The organism is Nocardioides sp. (genome assembly GCF_035481145.1).
In the GTDB taxonomy this organism is placed as follows: Bacteria; Actinomycetota; Actinomycetes; order Propionibacteriales; family Nocardioidaceae; genus Nocardioides.
Genome location: NZ_DATIHB010000033.1, coordinates 1 through 14,622 on the forward strand (window position 1 = coordinate 1; position 14,622 = coordinate 14,622).

13 protein-coding genes and 1 pseudogene are annotated in these 14,622 nt (G+C 70.2%); 3 read left to right on the forward strand and 11 right to left on the reverse strand.

Features of this window, described 5'->3' with window-relative positions:
• A pseudogene (locus tag VLF38_RS02770) lies at positions 1–196 on the reverse strand (short chain dehydrogenase); the annotation flags it as partial.
• Positions 193–873 (reverse strand): enoyl-CoA hydratase/isomerase family protein, encoded by a 681-nt coding sequence (locus VLF38_RS02775; protein WP_325269766.1) that lies wholly within the window; start codon positions 871–873, stop codon positions 193–195. The pseudogene VLF38_RS02770 and the gene VLF38_RS02775, both read right to left, overlap by 4 nt.
• Before the next feature lie 54 nt (positions 874–927).
• On the opposite strand from VLF38_RS02775, the gene VLF38_RS02780 reads away from it, so the two are divergent.
• Entirely contained in the window at positions 928–1,638 is a 711-nt protein-coding gene (locus VLF38_RS02780) for a PaaX family transcriptional regulator C-terminal domain-containing protein (protein ID WP_325269767.1), read from the forward strand.
• Between the two features lie 130 nt (positions 1,639–1,768).
• Positions 1,769–2,746: a matrixin family metalloprotease gene (locus tag VLF38_RS02785; protein ID WP_325269768.1), complete on the forward strand. Its 978-nt coding sequence runs from the start codon at positions 1,769–1,771 to the stop codon at positions 2,744–2,746.
• A 9-nt stretch (positions 2,747–2,755) separates the two neighbouring features.
• Here the strand turns inward: VLF38_RS02785 and hisF are convergent, their stop codons facing one another.
• Genes hisF through hisD form a run of 6 tightly spaced genes read right to left on the reverse strand, consistent with a single transcriptional unit; the run spans position 2,756 to position 7,970 of the window.
• Positions 2,756–3,526 carry an imidazole glycerol phosphate synthase subunit HisF gene (gene hisF / locus VLF38_RS02790; RefSeq protein ID WP_325269769.1) on the reverse strand — a complete coding sequence of 257 codons (771 nt, stop codon included), beginning with the start codon at positions 3,524–3,526 and terminating at the stop codon, positions 2,756–2,758.
• Positions 3,523–4,257, reverse strand: a complete 735-nt coding sequence (gene priA, locus VLF38_RS02795; RefSeq protein WP_325269770.1) for a bifunctional 1-(5-phosphoribosyl)-5-((5-phosphoribosylamino)methylideneamino)imidazole-4-carboxamide isomerase/phosphoribosylanthranilate isomerase PriA — start codon at positions 4,255–4,257, stop codon at positions 3,523–3,525. The genes hisF and priA overlap by 4 nt, the downstream gene beginning before the upstream one ends.
• A gap of 32 nt (positions 4,258–4,289) precedes the next feature.
• A complete protein-coding gene (hisH, locus tag VLF38_RS02800; protein WP_325269771.1) occupies positions 4,290–4,940 on the reverse strand; it encodes an imidazole glycerol phosphate synthase subunit HisH in 651 nt (216 codons plus the stop codon).
• A 2-nt stretch (positions 4,941–4,942) separates the two neighbouring features.
• Positions 4,943–5,545 (reverse strand): imidazoleglycerol-phosphate dehydratase HisB, encoded by a 603-nt coding sequence (hisB, locus tag VLF38_RS02805; protein ID WP_107699989.1) that lies wholly within the window; start codon positions 5,543–5,545, stop codon positions 4,943–4,945.
• Positions 5,542–6,657: a histidinol-phosphate transaminase gene (locus VLF38_RS02810; protein ID WP_325269772.1), complete on the reverse strand. Its 1,116-nt coding sequence runs from the start codon at positions 6,655–6,657 to the stop codon at positions 5,542–5,544. Before VLF38_RS02810 ends, hisB begins: the two co-directional genes overlap by 4 nt.
• A complete protein-coding gene (gene hisD / locus VLF38_RS02815; protein WP_325269773.1) occupies positions 6,654–7,970 on the reverse strand; it encodes a histidinol dehydrogenase in 1,317 nt (438 codons plus the stop codon). Before hisD ends, VLF38_RS02810 begins: the two co-directional genes overlap by 4 nt.
• Positions 7,971–8,156: 186 nt before the next feature.
• On the opposite strand from hisD, the gene VLF38_RS02820 reads away from it, so the two are divergent.
• Positions 8,157–8,858: an LON peptidase substrate-binding domain-containing protein gene (locus VLF38_RS02820; RefSeq protein WP_325269774.1), complete on the forward strand. Its 702-nt coding sequence runs from the start codon at positions 8,157–8,159 to the stop codon at positions 8,856–8,858.
• Between the two features lie 36 nt (positions 8,859–8,894).
• On the opposite strand, the gene VLF38_RS02825 is transcribed toward VLF38_RS02820, so the two are convergent.
• Genes VLF38_RS02825 through dnaE form a run of 3 tightly spaced genes read right to left on the reverse strand, consistent with a single transcriptional unit; the run spans position 8,895 to position 14,567 of the window.
• Complete coding sequence (locus VLF38_RS02825; protein ID WP_325269775.1) at positions 8,895–10,433, reverse strand: DUF3352 domain-containing protein; 1,539 nt, start codon at positions 10,431–10,433, stop codon at positions 8,895–8,897.
• A 44-nt stretch (positions 10,434–10,477) separates the two neighbouring features.
• On the reverse strand, positions 10,478–10,996 hold the full coding sequence (locus tag VLF38_RS02830) for a hypothetical protein (protein ID WP_325269776.1): 519 nt from the start codon (positions 10,994–10,996) through the stop codon (positions 10,478–10,480).
• Complete coding sequence (dnaE, locus tag VLF38_RS02835; protein WP_325269777.1) at positions 10,986–14,567, reverse strand: DNA polymerase III subunit alpha; 3,582 nt, start codon at positions 14,565–14,567, stop codon at positions 10,986–10,988. The genes VLF38_RS02830 and dnaE overlap by 11 nt, the downstream gene beginning before the upstream one ends.
• Positions 14,568–14,622: the final 55 nt, after the last annotated feature.

The window sequence follows — 14,622 nt, forward strand, 5'->3', positions numbered from 1 at the left end:
GGCCGCCGGCCGCCTCGATCTCGGCCGCGGCCGTGTGGATCGTGCCGGGCAGGCGCGGGTCGGGCGTGTCGGTCTTGGCGAGGATCGCGACGTTCGCGCCCTCCTTCGCGGCGGCGACCGCGATCGCCAGGCCGATGCCGCGGCTGCCACCGGACATCAGGATCGTGCGGCCTTCGAGGCGCTTCTGGGTGGTCATGCGGTTGCTCCTTCAACAGACAGGGATTCGGTGCGGTGCAGGGCCTCGACGACGCCGGCGTACCGCGCGGTCTTGATGGAGCCCAGCACCGGGCCGCGCAGGGGCGCGAGCTCCGCGGCACGGGCGACGGCGGTGTCGAGGAGCTCCTCGACCGGCGCGACAGCGTCGAGGATCCCCGCCTTGAGGGCCGACTCGGCGTCGAAGCGCGTCGCCAGCACCATGGCGCGGTGCGCGACCTGCGGGGCCAGCCGGGCCATCGCGAGCGCGGCGAGCCCTGCGGTGAACGGAACCTTGATGGCGGCCTCGGGGAGGCAGTGGAAGCCACGCTCGGTGCGGGCATAGCGCTCGTCGAAGGCGAGCGCGAAGAGCAGCGCACCGGCGTAGCAGTGGCCGTTGAGCGCGCCGACGGTCGGCACCTCGCTGACCAGGAAGCGCGCGACGAGACGCTGGTACGCCGGGGTGTACTCCGGCTCCACGAAGAGCTCGGGCACCAGGCCGTTCGAGAAGAACTTGCCCTGCGCGGTGACGACGAGCGCGGCCGGGCCCTCGCTCGCCTCGACCTCGGTCAGGGCGGCGTCGAGCGCGGCGATCCGCTCATAGGTGAAGCGATGGTCGTCATCGGGGGTGTCACTGATGTCGAGGACGAAGACGTCCCCACGTCGGGTCAGCTCAGTCATGGGCCGAGCATTGCACTTTTCCGCCAGTCGCGCCAGTTGTGCAATGATTCTCCCGTGTCCGGTCTCCAGCTGCGCCCCGTGTCGGCCCGCTCTGCGGTGCTGTCGACCCTGCTCGCCCTGCACCCGCCCCGGCAGACCGCGGCGCAGCTCGTGGCCGGCCTCGAGCACCTCGGCTTCACCGAGACAGCGACGCGCGCGGCGCTCTCGCGCATGGTCACCCGGGGCGACCTGCGGCGCGACGACGACGCGTCGTACACGTTGAGCGAGCGGCTCCTGGAGCGGCAGCGGCGCGTCGACGCCGTTCACCACCCCGAGACGCGGCCTTGGCACGGCACCTGGGAGATGGCGATCGTGACCACCACCGGCCGCAGCGCTGCCGACCGTGCGGCGCTCCGCACCCATCTGCAGTCGCTCCGCGTCGCCGAGCTCCGCGAGGGGGTCTGGACGCGCCCGGCCAACCTGCGCCGGGGCTGGCCCCAGGAGCTCACCGCCATCTCGGAGTGCTTCGAGTCCCGCCCGCTCGGCGACCCCGCGGCGCTCGCTGCCGAGCTCTGGGACCTCGACGGGTGGGCCGTCCACGGTCGCCAGCTCCTCGACGCGCTCCCCCGGACCAGCGTCCCCGCCGAGCGGTTCACGCTCGTCGCCGCCATGGTGCGGCACCTGCAGTCCGACCCACTCCTGCCAGCGGAGCTCTCGCCCGCGGACTGGCCGGGCCAGGAGCTCAGGGCGGCGTACGACGAGTACCGCGCGCTGACCTGGGGCTGACGCAGCGCGGGGCTGATCGACCGCGCCCGATCGGCTGATCCCGACGGTTCAGGGAAATGTCCGATCGGTCGACGCAAATGGACGATCGGCGGACTACGTCATGAAGGCGCGATCCGTACGTTCCCATGCCATGAAGCGTTCCACCACCCTCGTCGCCGCCCTGCCGCTCACCCTTGGCGTGCTGGCTCCGGCGCCCGCGCAGGCGGCGGAGACGACGCTCATCTCGACCCTGATCTCCAGCGTGCTCTCCAGCACGTCCGTCCTGCTGGGGACCAGCTCCGCCATGTCGGGATCGGTCGCCGGCCCGGCCGGACGCACGGTCCACCTCCAGGTGAAGGTGGCCTCCGGATGGCGCACCCTCCGCTCGGCGACCACGACCAGCACGGGCGGCTACCGGCTTGCAGCTCCGTCGGCCTGGCTGGGCGGCCACACCCTCCGCGTCCTCGCGCCCCAGACCAGCGCAGCCCCCACTGCGGTCTCGGCTTCGCGCTGGTTCGCGGTGCGTCCGACGTGGAGCCCCGCCGGCTCCGGCTCCGACTGGCGGCCGATCTCCAGTGCTCGCCCGCGCTTCAACCCGTGCCGGCCGATCACCTGGCGGTTCAACCAGAACGGCGGCTACGCCGCCTCCCTGAGCGACCTCAAGGGCGCCTTCCGCCGGCTCGGCAACGCCACCGGCCTGACGTTCGTCTACGCGGGCACGACCACGGTCGCGCCGCGGCCCGGCTCGTACGACAGCCGCGCGGCCATCACCGTGGGCTTCAACACCCCCGCGCGGGTCGGCTCGCTCGGCGGCTCCGTCGCCGGGCAGGGCGGCGGTTCGTGGTGGAACCACGACGGCCACGCCGAGCTGATCCGCGGAAGCCTCATCCTCGACCGCACGGAGCGGCTGCCGGCCGGCTTCACCAGCTCTGGTGCCGCCACGTGGGGACAGGTCATGCAGCACGAGATCGGCCACACCCTGGGCCTCGGCCACGCCACCGGCAGCAGCCAGCTGATGAACGGCATGCTGTCGAGCCGGAACCACCGCTTCGGTGCGGGTGATCTCAACGGGTTGCGCAGCATCGGCCTCAAGGCCGGCTGCATCCCGAACTCCCTCCGCCGCGTCTAGCGAACGGGACTAGCGAACGGGGTGGCCCGCGGCGCGCAGGCCGTCCTTGACCTCGCCGATGCGCAGCGTGCCGAAGTGGAAGACGCTCGCCGCGAGCACAGCGTCCGCGCCCGCATCGACCGCCGGGGCGAAGTGCTCGACGGCACCGGCCCCGCCCGAGGCGATGACCGGGATGTCGACGGCAGCGCGCACCATCCGGAGCAGCTCGAGGTCGAACCCGTCGCGGGTGCCGTCGGCGTCCATCGAGTTGAGCAGGATCTCCCCAGCGCCCAGCTCCGCAGCCTTCACCGCCCACGCGACGGCGTCGATGCCCGTCGACGTGCGCCCGCCGTGGGTGGTCACCTCGAAGCCTGAGTCGGTGCGGACGTCACCGTGCACGCGGCGGGCGTCGACGGAGAGGACCAGGACCTGGTTGCCGAAGCGGTCGGCGATCTCGGCCAGCAGGGCCGGTCGCGTGATCGCCGCGGTGTTGACCCCGACCTTGTCGGCGCCGGCACGGAGCAGGCGGTCGACATCCTCCACCGCCCGTACGCCGCCACCGACGGTCAGCGGGATGAAGACCTCCTCGGCGACCCGGGAGACGACCTCCATGGTGGTCGCGCGCGCATCGCTCGAGGCGGAGATGTCGAGGAAGGTCAGCTCGTCGGCACCCTCGGCGTCGTACGTGCGGGCCAGCTCGACGGGGTCACCCGCATCGCGGAGGTCCTTGAAGTTGATGCCCTTGACGACGCGACCGCCGTCGACGTCCAGGCACGGGATGACCCGGACGGCGAGCGTCACAGCGTGCCCTTGGTGAGCGCCAGCGCGTCCTCGAGGGTGAACTGGCCGGTGTAGAGCGCGGTGCCGGCGATGGCGCCCTCGACGCCGATCTCGACCAGGCCCATCAGCGCGCGGATGTCATCGAGGGTGGTGACGCCACCCGAGGCGACCAGCGGACGGTCGGTGCGCTCGGCGACGTCGCGCAGCAGCTGGAGGTTGGGACCCTGCAGCATGCCGTCCTTGTTGACATCGGTGACGACGTAGCGCGCGCAGCCCTCGGAGTCGAGGCGGGCCAGCGTCTCCCAGAGGTCGCCGCCGTCGCGGGTCCAGCCGCGCGCGGCGAGCGTCGTGCCGCGGACGTCGAGGCCGATGGCGACGCGGTCGCCCCACGTCGCGATCGCCTTCGCGCACCACTCCGGCTGCTCGAGCGCAGCGGTGCCGATGTTGACCCGGCGGCAACCCGTGGCCATCGCCGCCTCGAGCGACTCGTCGTCGCGGATGCCACCGGACATCTCGACCTTGATGTCGAGGCGGCCGACGATCTCGGCCTGCAGCTCACGGTTCTGACCGGTGCCGAAGGCAGCGTCCAGGTCGACCAGGTGCAGCCACTCGGCGCCGGCCTCCTGCCAGCGCAGCGCGGCCTCGATCGGGTCGCCGAAGACCTTCTCCGACCCGTCCACGCCCTGCACCAGCTGGACGGCCTGGCCGCCCTTGATGTCGACGGCGGGCAGCAGCTCGAGGTAGTCGCTCATGTTCGTCGCTTTCGAGTTCGGGAGGTGGGAGATCAGAGGGAGGTGACCCAGTTGCGGAGCAGCTGGGCGCCGGCGTCGCCGGACTTCTCGGGGTGGAACTGGGTCGCGGAGAGCGGGCCGTTCTCGACGGCGGCGACGAAACGGTCTCCCCCGTGCTGTGCCGGACCCGTCTGGGCCCACGTCACCAACGGTGCCTTGGTGCGGTCGTTGGTCTCCAGCGTCCAGTCGCGGACGCCGTAGGAGTGCACGAAGTAGAAGCGCTCGTCCTCGATGCCGGCGAAGAGGCTCGTGCCCGCCGCGACGTCCACGGTGTTCCACCCCATGTGCGGAACGACCGGGGCCTGGAGCCGCTCGACAACACCGGGCCACTCGTCGCAGCCGTCGGTCTCGACGCCGTGCTCGACGCCACGCGCAAAGAGGATCTGCATGCCGACGCAGATGCCGAGGACCGGGCGGCCACCGGCGAGGCGGCGGCCGATGATCCGGTCGCCCTTGATGGCGCGCAGGCCGGCCATGCACGCGGCGTACGCACCGACGCCGGGCACCAGCAGGCCGTCGGCCTCGAGCGCGGTGTCGAAGTCCGAGGTCAGCGTGACCGCGGCGCCGGCACGCTCGACGGCTCGCACGGCGGAGCGGAGGTTCCCCGACCCGTAGTCGAGAACCGCAACAGACGGCTGGCTCATCGTCAGATGACGCCCTTGGTGGACGGGATGCCCGTCTCGCGCGGGTCGAGCGCGATCGCGTCGCGGAACGCCCGGGCGAACGCCTTGAACTGGGTCTCGACCAGGTGGTGGGGGTCGCGACCGGCGAGCACGCGGACGTGCAGGGCGATCTGCGCCTGGAACGCGATCGTCTCGAAGACGTGGCGGGTCAGCGAGCCGACGTAGCCGTCGTTGCCGATCTGGACGTAGATCTGGCCCTCGGGCTCACCGGTGCACACGCAGTAGGGACGACCGGAGATGTCGACGACGGCCTGGACGAGCGCCTCGTCGAGCGGGACGGTCGCGTCGCCGAAGCGGCGCGTGCCCTTCTTGTCGCCCATCGCCTCCGCCAGCGCCTGGCCGAGCACGATCGCGGTGTCCTCGACGGTGTGGTGGGCGTCGATGTGGGTGTCGCCGACCGTGTGGACGGTCAGGTCGACCAGCGAGTGCCGCGCGAACGAGTTGAGCATGTGGTCGTAGAAGCCCACGCCCGTCGAGATCGAGGCCTTGCCCGTGCCGTCGAGGTTGACCTCGACGTGGACCTTGGACTCCTTGGTCTCACGAGTGATCGTTGCGGTGCGGCTCATGCCGACTCCTCCATGACCTGCGTCAGTGCGTTCTTGAATGCGTTCATCTCGTCTGCGGTGCCGATGGACACACGCAGCCAGCCGTCGGGGCCGGTCTCCCGGATCAGGACACCTCGGTCGAGGAGCCCCTGCCAGACCGCGTGCCGGCCGCCAGGAAACTCGGTGAAGCTGCCGAAGAACGCGAAGTTCGCGTCACTGTCGGCGACCTGGAAGCCCTGCTCGCGGAGCCAGCCTACGGTTTCGTCGCGCTCCTTGCGGAGCTCGTCGACCTTGCCGAGCAGCTCGTCGGCATGGCGCAGTGCGGCCAGTGCGGTCGCCTGGGTCACCATCGAGAGGTGGTACGGCAGGCGCACGACCCGGATCGCGTCGAGGATCGCGGGGTCGGCCGCCAGGTAGCCCAGGCGCAGGCCGGCTCCGGCGAACGCCTTGCTCATGGTCCGGGAGACAACCAGGTTGCGGTACGTCGGCAGCAGCTCGAGTGCGCTCGGGGTGCCCTCGCGGCGGAACTCGCCGTACGCCTCGTCGACGACCAGCAGGCCCCCACTCGCGGCATCGAGCGCCTCGCAGAGCACGCCGACGACCTCGGGCGGCAGCGCGGTGCCCGTCGGGTTGTTGGGGCTCGGCAGCAGCACGACGTGCGGCCTGACCTCGGCGATCAGCTCACGCGCGTGGTCGAGGTCGAGGCCGAAGTCCTCCAGGCGCTTGCCCTGCACCCAGGTGGTGTGGGTGTCGCGGGCGTACTCCGGATACATCGAGTACGTCGGGGCGAAGCTCAGCGCCGTGCGCCCGGGGCCACCGAAGGCCTGGAGCAGCTGGAGCATGACCTCGTTGGAGCCGTTGGCCGCCCAGATGTGGCGCGCCTCCAGCCCCTGCCCACCGTCGGTGTTGAGGTACGCCGCAAGGCCCTCGCGCAGGGCGGTGAACTCGCGGTCCGGGTAGCGGTTGAGGTCGCGGGCGGCCTCGCGAACGGACGCGGCGATGTCGTCGAGGCACGCCTCGGACGGGCCGTAGGGGTTCTCGTTGACGTTGAGCTGGACGGGCACGTCGAGCTGGGGCGCGCCGTACGGCTCGATGCCGGCGAGCTCAGGCCGGATCGGGGGGAAAGCGGTCACTGGAAGCGCACCTTCACTGCCGCCGCGTGGCCGGGGAGGTCCTCCGCCTCGGCGAGGGTGACGACGTGGTCGGCGACCTCGGCCAGAGCAGCGCGGCTGTAGTCGACGACGTGCACGGCCTTGAGGAACGAGCGCACCGAGAGGCCGGAGCTGTGGCAGGCGCAGCCCGCCGTCGGCAGGACGTGGTTGGAGCCGGCGCAGTAGTCGCCGAGGCTGACCGGGGCGTGGTTGCCGACGAAGATCGCGCCGGCGTTGGTCACGCGGGCCGCCCAGGCAGCAGCGTCCTCGGTCTGGATCTCGAGGTGCTCGGCGGCGTAGGCGTCGACGACGGCCAGGCCCTGCTCGAGGTCGTCGACCAGCACGATCGCGGACTGCTCGCCACCGAGGGCAGTGGTGATCCGCTCCTGGTGCTTGGTCGCGGCGACCTGCGACGCGAGCTCGACCTCGACCTCGGCGGCCAGGGCCTCGCTCGGCGTCACCAGGACCGACGAGGCGAGCGGGTCGTGCTCGGCCTGCGAGATCAGGTCGGCGGCGACGTACGACGCCACGGCGGTGTCGTCGGCCAGGATCGCGATCTCGGTCGGGCCGGCCTCGGAGTCGATGCCGACCTGGCCCTTCAGCAGGCGCTTGGCCGAGACGACGTAGATGTTGCCCGGGCCGGTCACGAGGTCCACCTTGCGGATCGCCTCACTGGAGCCGGTCGCGGCCGCACCGTAGGCGTACATCGCGATCGCCTGGGCGCCACCGACGGCGTAGACCTCGTCGATGCCGAGCAGGGCGCACGCGGCCAGGATCGTGGGGTGCGGCAGCCCACCGAAGTCCTTCTGCGGGGTGCTGGTCAGGGCGATCGACCTCACGCCAGCCACCTGGGCAGGCACGACGTTCATGATCACGCTGGAGACCAGCGGCGCCAGGCCACCGGGGACGTAGAGACCCACCCGGTTGACCGGGATCAGCTTGTGGGTGACGGTCGCGCCGGCGCCGAGCTCGGTCGTGACGTCGCGCTCCATCTCCGCCTCGCACGTGACCCGCAGGCGGCGGATCGACTCCTCGAGACCGGCGCGGACCTCGGGGTCGAGTTGCTCGAGGGCGCGGCTGAGCGCCTCTGCGGGCACGCGCACGTCGGTCTGCTCGACGCCGTCGAACTTGGCGGAGTACGCCACGATCGCCTCGACGCCGCGGTCACGCACGTCCTCGCAGATCGGGCGGACGATCTCGACAGCATGCTCCACGTCGAACGCAGCGCGCGGGACGGCGCGCGTGTAGTCGGCGTTCGGGGCGTGCTGCCCCCGGAGGTCGATGCGGCGGATCATGGAACCAGTCTAGGGGCGTGTCCGACCAAGCTCCGCCGTCGCGAGCGTCGTCCGGTGCGTGGGCTGGCAAGGCGGAGGAGGGAGCCGTGGCGGAGCCACGGCGACTGACGACAACGCAGCCAGGGCGCGTGCCGGGCGACGCGCAGCAGGCGCGAACTTGGTGGGACACCCCCTAAGGTCTGGGACATGTCCCGGACGCTGCCGTTGTTCCCGCTGAACACCGTCGTCTTCCCGGGGATGACCGTGCCGCTTCACGTCTTCGAGGAGCGCTACCGCGCGCTGGTGGAGGAACTGCTCCAGGAGCCCGACCCGGCACAGCGGATCTTCGGCACCGTCGCGATCCGTGAGGGCTTCGAGGTCTCCGAGCCGTTCGGCCCCGCCGGGAGCGACCAGACCCACGGTGGCCAGTCGCTCTTCCGCGTCGGCTGCGTGCTCCAGCTGACCGAGGCCGAGCGCAACGACGACGGCAGCTTCGAGATCGTGGTCGTCGGGCGCGGTCGGCTCCGCCTGTCCGGCGTCCTCACCCACACGGCGTACCCCTCGGGTGAGGTGGAGCTCCTCGGCGACGACCACGACGACGCGACCGCACCCGAGATCGTGGAGCGCGCCCGGAGCCTCTTCGAGCGGTACCGGCTCCAGCTCTCGCAGCTCCACGGCGAGGACCTGCTGACCGGCGTGCTGCCGCAGGACCCGGCGTACCTGTCGTGGACGCTTGCCGCGATCACGCTGCTGCCGCTGCCGGACCGGCAGTCCCTGCTGGAGGCTGACGACACGCATCTCCGGCTGGCCATGCTCACTCGCCTGCTCCGCGAGGAGATGAGGGCGATGGATGTCGTCCCGTCGCTGCCCGCCGTCGATGTCGCGCGAACGGGCTGGTCCCCCAATTGAGGAACCAGCCCGCGCGCGGTGTGAGTCAGCCGACGATCAGTCGGTGGCGACCTTCAGCAGGCCGTGGGAGACGTCGCCGTCCTGCCAGCCGGTGACGCCGATGCCACTGAGCGGCGCGACGTTGTCACGCACGTCCTTCGGCGCGTCGAACGACTTCATCAGGTCATCGAGCCAGCCGTTGGCGTCGAAGTCCAGGAAGAAGGCGGTGGCGGAGTCGTCCGCGTTGGGGACGAGCTTCGCGAACGCGGCGCTCTTGCCGAGGCCGTGCTCGTCGGCGAGGGTGTCGGCGTACTCCGGCGAGATGCTCACCACGACGCTGTCGCCGCTGACCTTGCTGACCACGAAGCCGCGCGGCATGCCCTGCTTGGCACCTGCGTCGCGGAGCTGGTCGATGACCTTCTCGATCTTGTCGGTGTCACCGGTGATCGTCAGGCCGACCGGGATGCCGGTGGGGTCGAACTGCTCGATCGCGTCGGTGTCGATGTCGGAGTCGACGGAGATGACGACGCCGTCACCGACGAGCGCCTCGATGTCCTCGAGCTCCAGGCCCAGCATCGACTTCAGCTGGCTCTCGAGCTGGGCACGGGTCATACCGGCCTCCGCCTCGAGCATGGGGCCGTAGGTGTCGAAGGCCTTGTCGAGCCAGCCGTCCGGCACCGCGAAGCCGAGCGCGGCCACGGTGGAGGCCGGAAGCGAGCTCACCGCATCGCCGAGCGTGGCGCCACCCTCTCCGGCCCGCGCGGCGACCTCGACCTCGAGGCCACCGTCACGGAAGCGGCCGACGAGGCCCGCGCCGGTGAACTTGTCGAGCTCCTTCTGGGCCGAGGCGGGCAGCTTCATGTCGGAGTCGTCCTGGAACCAGTCGACGAACCGCTGGTAGCCGAGCTTCGAGGCGTAGCCCGTGATGATGCCGGGGTCGCCCGCCGCCTCGGTCCACTCCGAGAAGTGCTCGTCGTCGGCCAGCGAGGAGTCGTTCGCGTCCTCGGCGGCCTTCTCTGCGCTGCCCTTCGCCTCACCCAGCAGGAGCCAGTCGCCGGAGAAGGCGTGGCTGGTCAGCTTCGAGTCAGCGGCGGTGTCCTCGTTGAGGCACTCGAGGACGGCCGGCACGGCCTTCTCGGCCTTGCCCGCGTCGGTCGTCTGGAAGACGAGCAGCGCCTCGGGCTCCTCACCCTTGCCCGCGTCCATGGCCGCGATGCCGAGGCGGTCACCGAGCCACGGGGCGACCTCCTTGTCGTAGTCGAGGCCCTTGCACGCACCGTCCTCCTGCGCCTTCTCGAAGAGCGTCTTGCGGAGGTCCTCGTCGCCATCCAGCTTCACCTGGTCGGCGAGGGCGGGGAACTTCTTCAGCGTCGAACGGGCGGCGAGCAGCTGCTCACCGTTGGGGCTCAGGTCGAGCGCAACGTAGCCGAGGAGGCCCTTGCTCGGAAGCGCCTGAGCAGGCTGGTCGCCCTGGCCGAAGTACGCCTGGTAGCCCCAGACGCCGCCACCGACAGCAGCAACGGCGAGTACGGCGCCACCCGCGGCGAGCGCGAGGCCCTTGCGGCTCTTGGCGGGCTGGGCAGGAAGGTCGGTCATGTCTGTCCTCGAGTCAGTGGGAAGTCACTGGAGGTTACAGATGATCAGGACCGTTCGTCCGCCATTTCACGCGGGGCATGGGCATGCGGCTCCACACAGAGGAGCACTCCCAGGCAGCCGAGTGCGGTCGCCACGGGCATCGCGAACCACGCCACACCAGGCTGGACCCGGAGCGCTGCGTGGGCGACGGCGCCGTCCTCGGCGTTGCGAGCGAGCACGAGGGCACTCTCCGGCCCCAGCAGCCAGCCGGTCAGGAGCATCACTGCTCCCCCGGCGACCGCACCCGCCAGCAGGGCCAGCACCCCGAACAGCGGGCGGTGACGCAGCCGCCAGCAGCCGAGACCACCCAGGAGCAGCCCCACGGGGACCGCGATCGCGACGTACGTGCCGGTGGAACGGAACTCCTCGTCGGGGAGGAAGAAGGGGTGGCCCTCGAAGACGATGCCCCGCGGGGCCGGCCTCCACCACAGCCACCAGCCCAGTCCGCACAGGGCGCCGAGGACCGCACAGCCGACCACGACCGCGACGACCTGCAGGACCGGGCGCTTCAGCTCACTGGGCAAGGCAACCCGGCCCGAGCAGCTGCTTGAGGTCGGCGAAGAGCGCGCCGCTCGGGGTGACCCGGAGACGGTCGTCGAGCCGCAGGACCGTCGTGGCGTTGCGGGCCAGCAGCTTGAGCTGGACCTCCGTGACACCCGGGTGCGTGCGCAGGACGTCCTTCAGCGACTCGACGACCGGCGCCGTGCAGCGGGTGGACGGAAGCGAGATCACCACCGGGCCGTTGGGGCCGTCGGAGAGATCGGGGACGGTGACCTCCTGGCCCATGATCTCGGGGGTGTCCTTGCTCCGCGAGAGGCGGCCGCGCACGGTGATGATCGCGTCCTCCATGAGGTACGGCGCGGCGAGCTGGTAGCTGCTCGGGAAGAGCAGCACCTCGATCGAGCCCTCGAGATCCTCGAGCGTCACCATCGCCCACGAGTCACCCCGCTTGGTGATCTTGCGCTGGACGCTCGTGATCAGGCCCGAGACCGTGACCGAGGAGCCGTCGGCCCGGTCCTCGTCGACGATCAGCTGGCCGATGGAGCAGTCGGTGCCCTGCGAGAGCACGTGCTCGAGGCCGTTGAGCGGGTGGTCGGAGACGTAGAGGCCGAGCATCTCGCGCTCGTTGCCGAGCAGGGTCATCTTGTCCCACTCGTCGATGTCGGGGATGGCGACGTTGACGCCGAAGCCACCACCCTCGTCGTCGTCACCGAGGCCGGCGAAGAGCGAGTCCTGCCCGATCGCCTCGTTCTTCTTGATGTCGACGTACTGGTCGACGGCGGTCTCGTGGATGGCGACCAGTGCACGACGCCGGTGGCCCATCTCGTCGAAGGCGCCGGCCTTGACCAGCGACTCGACCAGGCGCTTGTTGCATGCCGGCGCGGGGACCTTGGAGAGGAAGTCGTTGAAGTCGGTGAACCGGCCCTGCTCCTCGCGCGCCTCGACGATGCCGTCGACGACGTTGGCGCCGACGTTGCGGATCGCGGTGAGGCCGAAGCGGATGTCGGTGCCGACTGCGGTGAAGTTGTGGCTCGACTCGTTGACGTCGGGCGGCAGGACCTTGATCTTCATCCGGCGGCACTCACCGAGGTAGAGCGCCATCTTGTCCTTGTTGTCCTTCACCGAGGTCAGCAGCGCGGCCATGTACTCGGTCGGGTAGTTGGCCTTGAGGTACGCCGTCCAGTACGTGATGACGCCGTACGCCGCGGAGTGCGACTTGTTGAACGCGTAGTCGGCAAAGGGGACCAGGATCTCCCACAGCGTCTTGACCGCGTCCTTGGGATAGCCGCGCTCGAGCATGCCGGCCTCGAAGCCGGCGTACTGCTTGTCGAGCTCCTCCTTCTTCTTCTTGCCCATCGCGCGGCGCATGTTGTCTGCAGCGCCGAGCGAGAAGCCGGCGAGCACCTGGGCGATCGCCATGACCTGCTCCTGGTAGACGATGAGACCGTAGGTCTCACCGAGCACCTCCTGGAGCGGCTCCTCCAGCGCCGGGTGGATCGGCACGATCGGCTCGCGGCCGTTCTTGCGGTGGGCGTACTTGTTGTGCGAGTCGGCACCCATCGGCCCGGGGCGGTAGAGCGCCGAGACTGCCGTGATGTCCGCGAACTGGTCGGGGCGCATCGACCGCAGCAGCGCCTGCATGCCACCGGAGTCGAGCTGGAAGACGCCCAGGGTGTCGCCCCGGCCCATCAGCTCGTACGTCGGCCGGTCGTCGAACGGAAGCTCCTCGAGGATGACCTTCTCGTCGCGGTTCATCTCGATGTTGGCGACCGCGTCCTCCAGCGTGTGGAGGTTGGAGAGGCCGAGGAAGTCCATCTTGACCAGGCCGAGCTCCTCGCACTTCGGGTACTCGAACTGCGTGATGATCTGGCCGTCCTGCTTCGGATCCATCAGCGGGACGACGTCGATGAGCGGCTCGCTCGACATGATGACACCGGCTGCGTGGACGCCGGTCTGGCGGATCTGGCCCTCGAGGCCGACGGCGGTCTCGTAGATGGTGCGGACGTCGTGGTCGGACTCGTAGAGCGCGCGGAACTCGCCGCCCTCGGCGTAGCGCTTGTGCTCGGGGTTGAAGAGCTCCTTGAGCGGGACGCCCTTGCCCATGACGTCGGCGGGCAGGGCCTTGGTGATCTTGTCGCCGATCGCGAAACCGTGGTCGAGGATGCGCGCGGCGTCCTTGATCGCCTGCTTTGCCTTGATCCGGCCGAAGGTCGCGATCTGCGCGACGCGCTCGGCGCCGTACTTCTCGGTGACGTACTTGATGACCTCGCCCCGACGGTGGTCGTCGAAGTCGATGTCGAAGTCGGGCATCGAGGGTCGCTCGGGGTTGAGGAACCGCTCGAAGTAGAGGCCGTGCTCCAGCGGACACAGGTCGGTGATGCGCAGCGCGTACGCCGCGATGGAGCCGGCACCGGAGCCACGGCCCGGACCGACCCGGATGCCGTTGTCCTTGGACCACTGGATGAAGTCGGCGACCACGAGGAAGTAGCCGCAGTAGCCCTTGCCGGTGATGACCTCGAGCTCGAAGTTGGCCCGGTCGATGACCTCCTGCGTCAGCCGGCCGTCGGGGTAGCGCGACTCCAGGCCGCGGAAGACCTCCTTGCGGAGCCAGGTCTCCTCGGTCTCGTCGGCGGGGATGTCGGCGCGCGCCATGTAGCCGCCGGTCGACTCGAAGAACTCGACCTCGCACCGCTCGGCGATCAGGAGCGTGTTGTCGCACGCCTCCTTCATGCCGTTGTGGTCGCCCCAGAGCTCGCGCATCTCGGCGGCCGACTTGATGTAGTAGCCCTCGCCCTGGAAGGCGAACCGCTTGCCGCCCTGCTCGTACGTCGGCTCGGCCATCCGGCTGCCGGACTGCACGCAGAGCAGCGACTCGTGCGCCTTGGCGTCCTCGGGGGCGTTGTAGTGGGAGTCGTTGGTCGCGATCGGCGGGATGCCCAGGTCGCGGCCGAGCTTGAGCAGGTCGTCGCGGACCCGCTTCTCGATCGAGATGCCGTGATCCATCAGCTCGAGGAAGACGTTGTCGCGCCCGAACATGTCCTGCAGCTCGCCGGCCTCGCGGACCGCCTCGTCCCACTGGCCCAGCCGGAGCCGGGTCTGGATCGCACCCGAGGGACAGCCGGTGGAGACGATGATCCCCTTGCTGTGCTCGGCGAGGATCTCCTTGTCCATGCGGGGCTTGTAGAAGTAGCCCTCGAGGCTGCTGCGCGACGAGAGCCGGAAGAGGTTGTGCATGCCCTCGGTGGACTCGGCCCACATCGTCATGTGGGTGTAGGCGCCACCGCCCGAGACGTCGTCGCCGCCCTCCTCGGACGCGTTGCCCTTGCCCCACCGGACCCGGCGGCGCTCGCTGCGCGGCGTGCCCGGCGTCACGTAGGCCTCGATGCCGATGATCGGCTTCACGCCGTACTTCTTCGCCTTGGCGTAGAAGTCGTAGGCGCCGTGCATGTTGCCGTGGTCGGTCATCGCGATCGCGGGCATGCCGAGGTCACTGGTGCGCTGGAAGAGGCCGTCCAGGAGCGATGCGCCGTCGAGCATCGAATACTCCGTGTGGACGTGCAGGTGCACGAACGAGTCAGCGGAGCCAGATGCCATAGGGAGAAGAGTAGACGCCGGGTCCGACACTCGCGGGCCCCACCCGCCCTCCCCC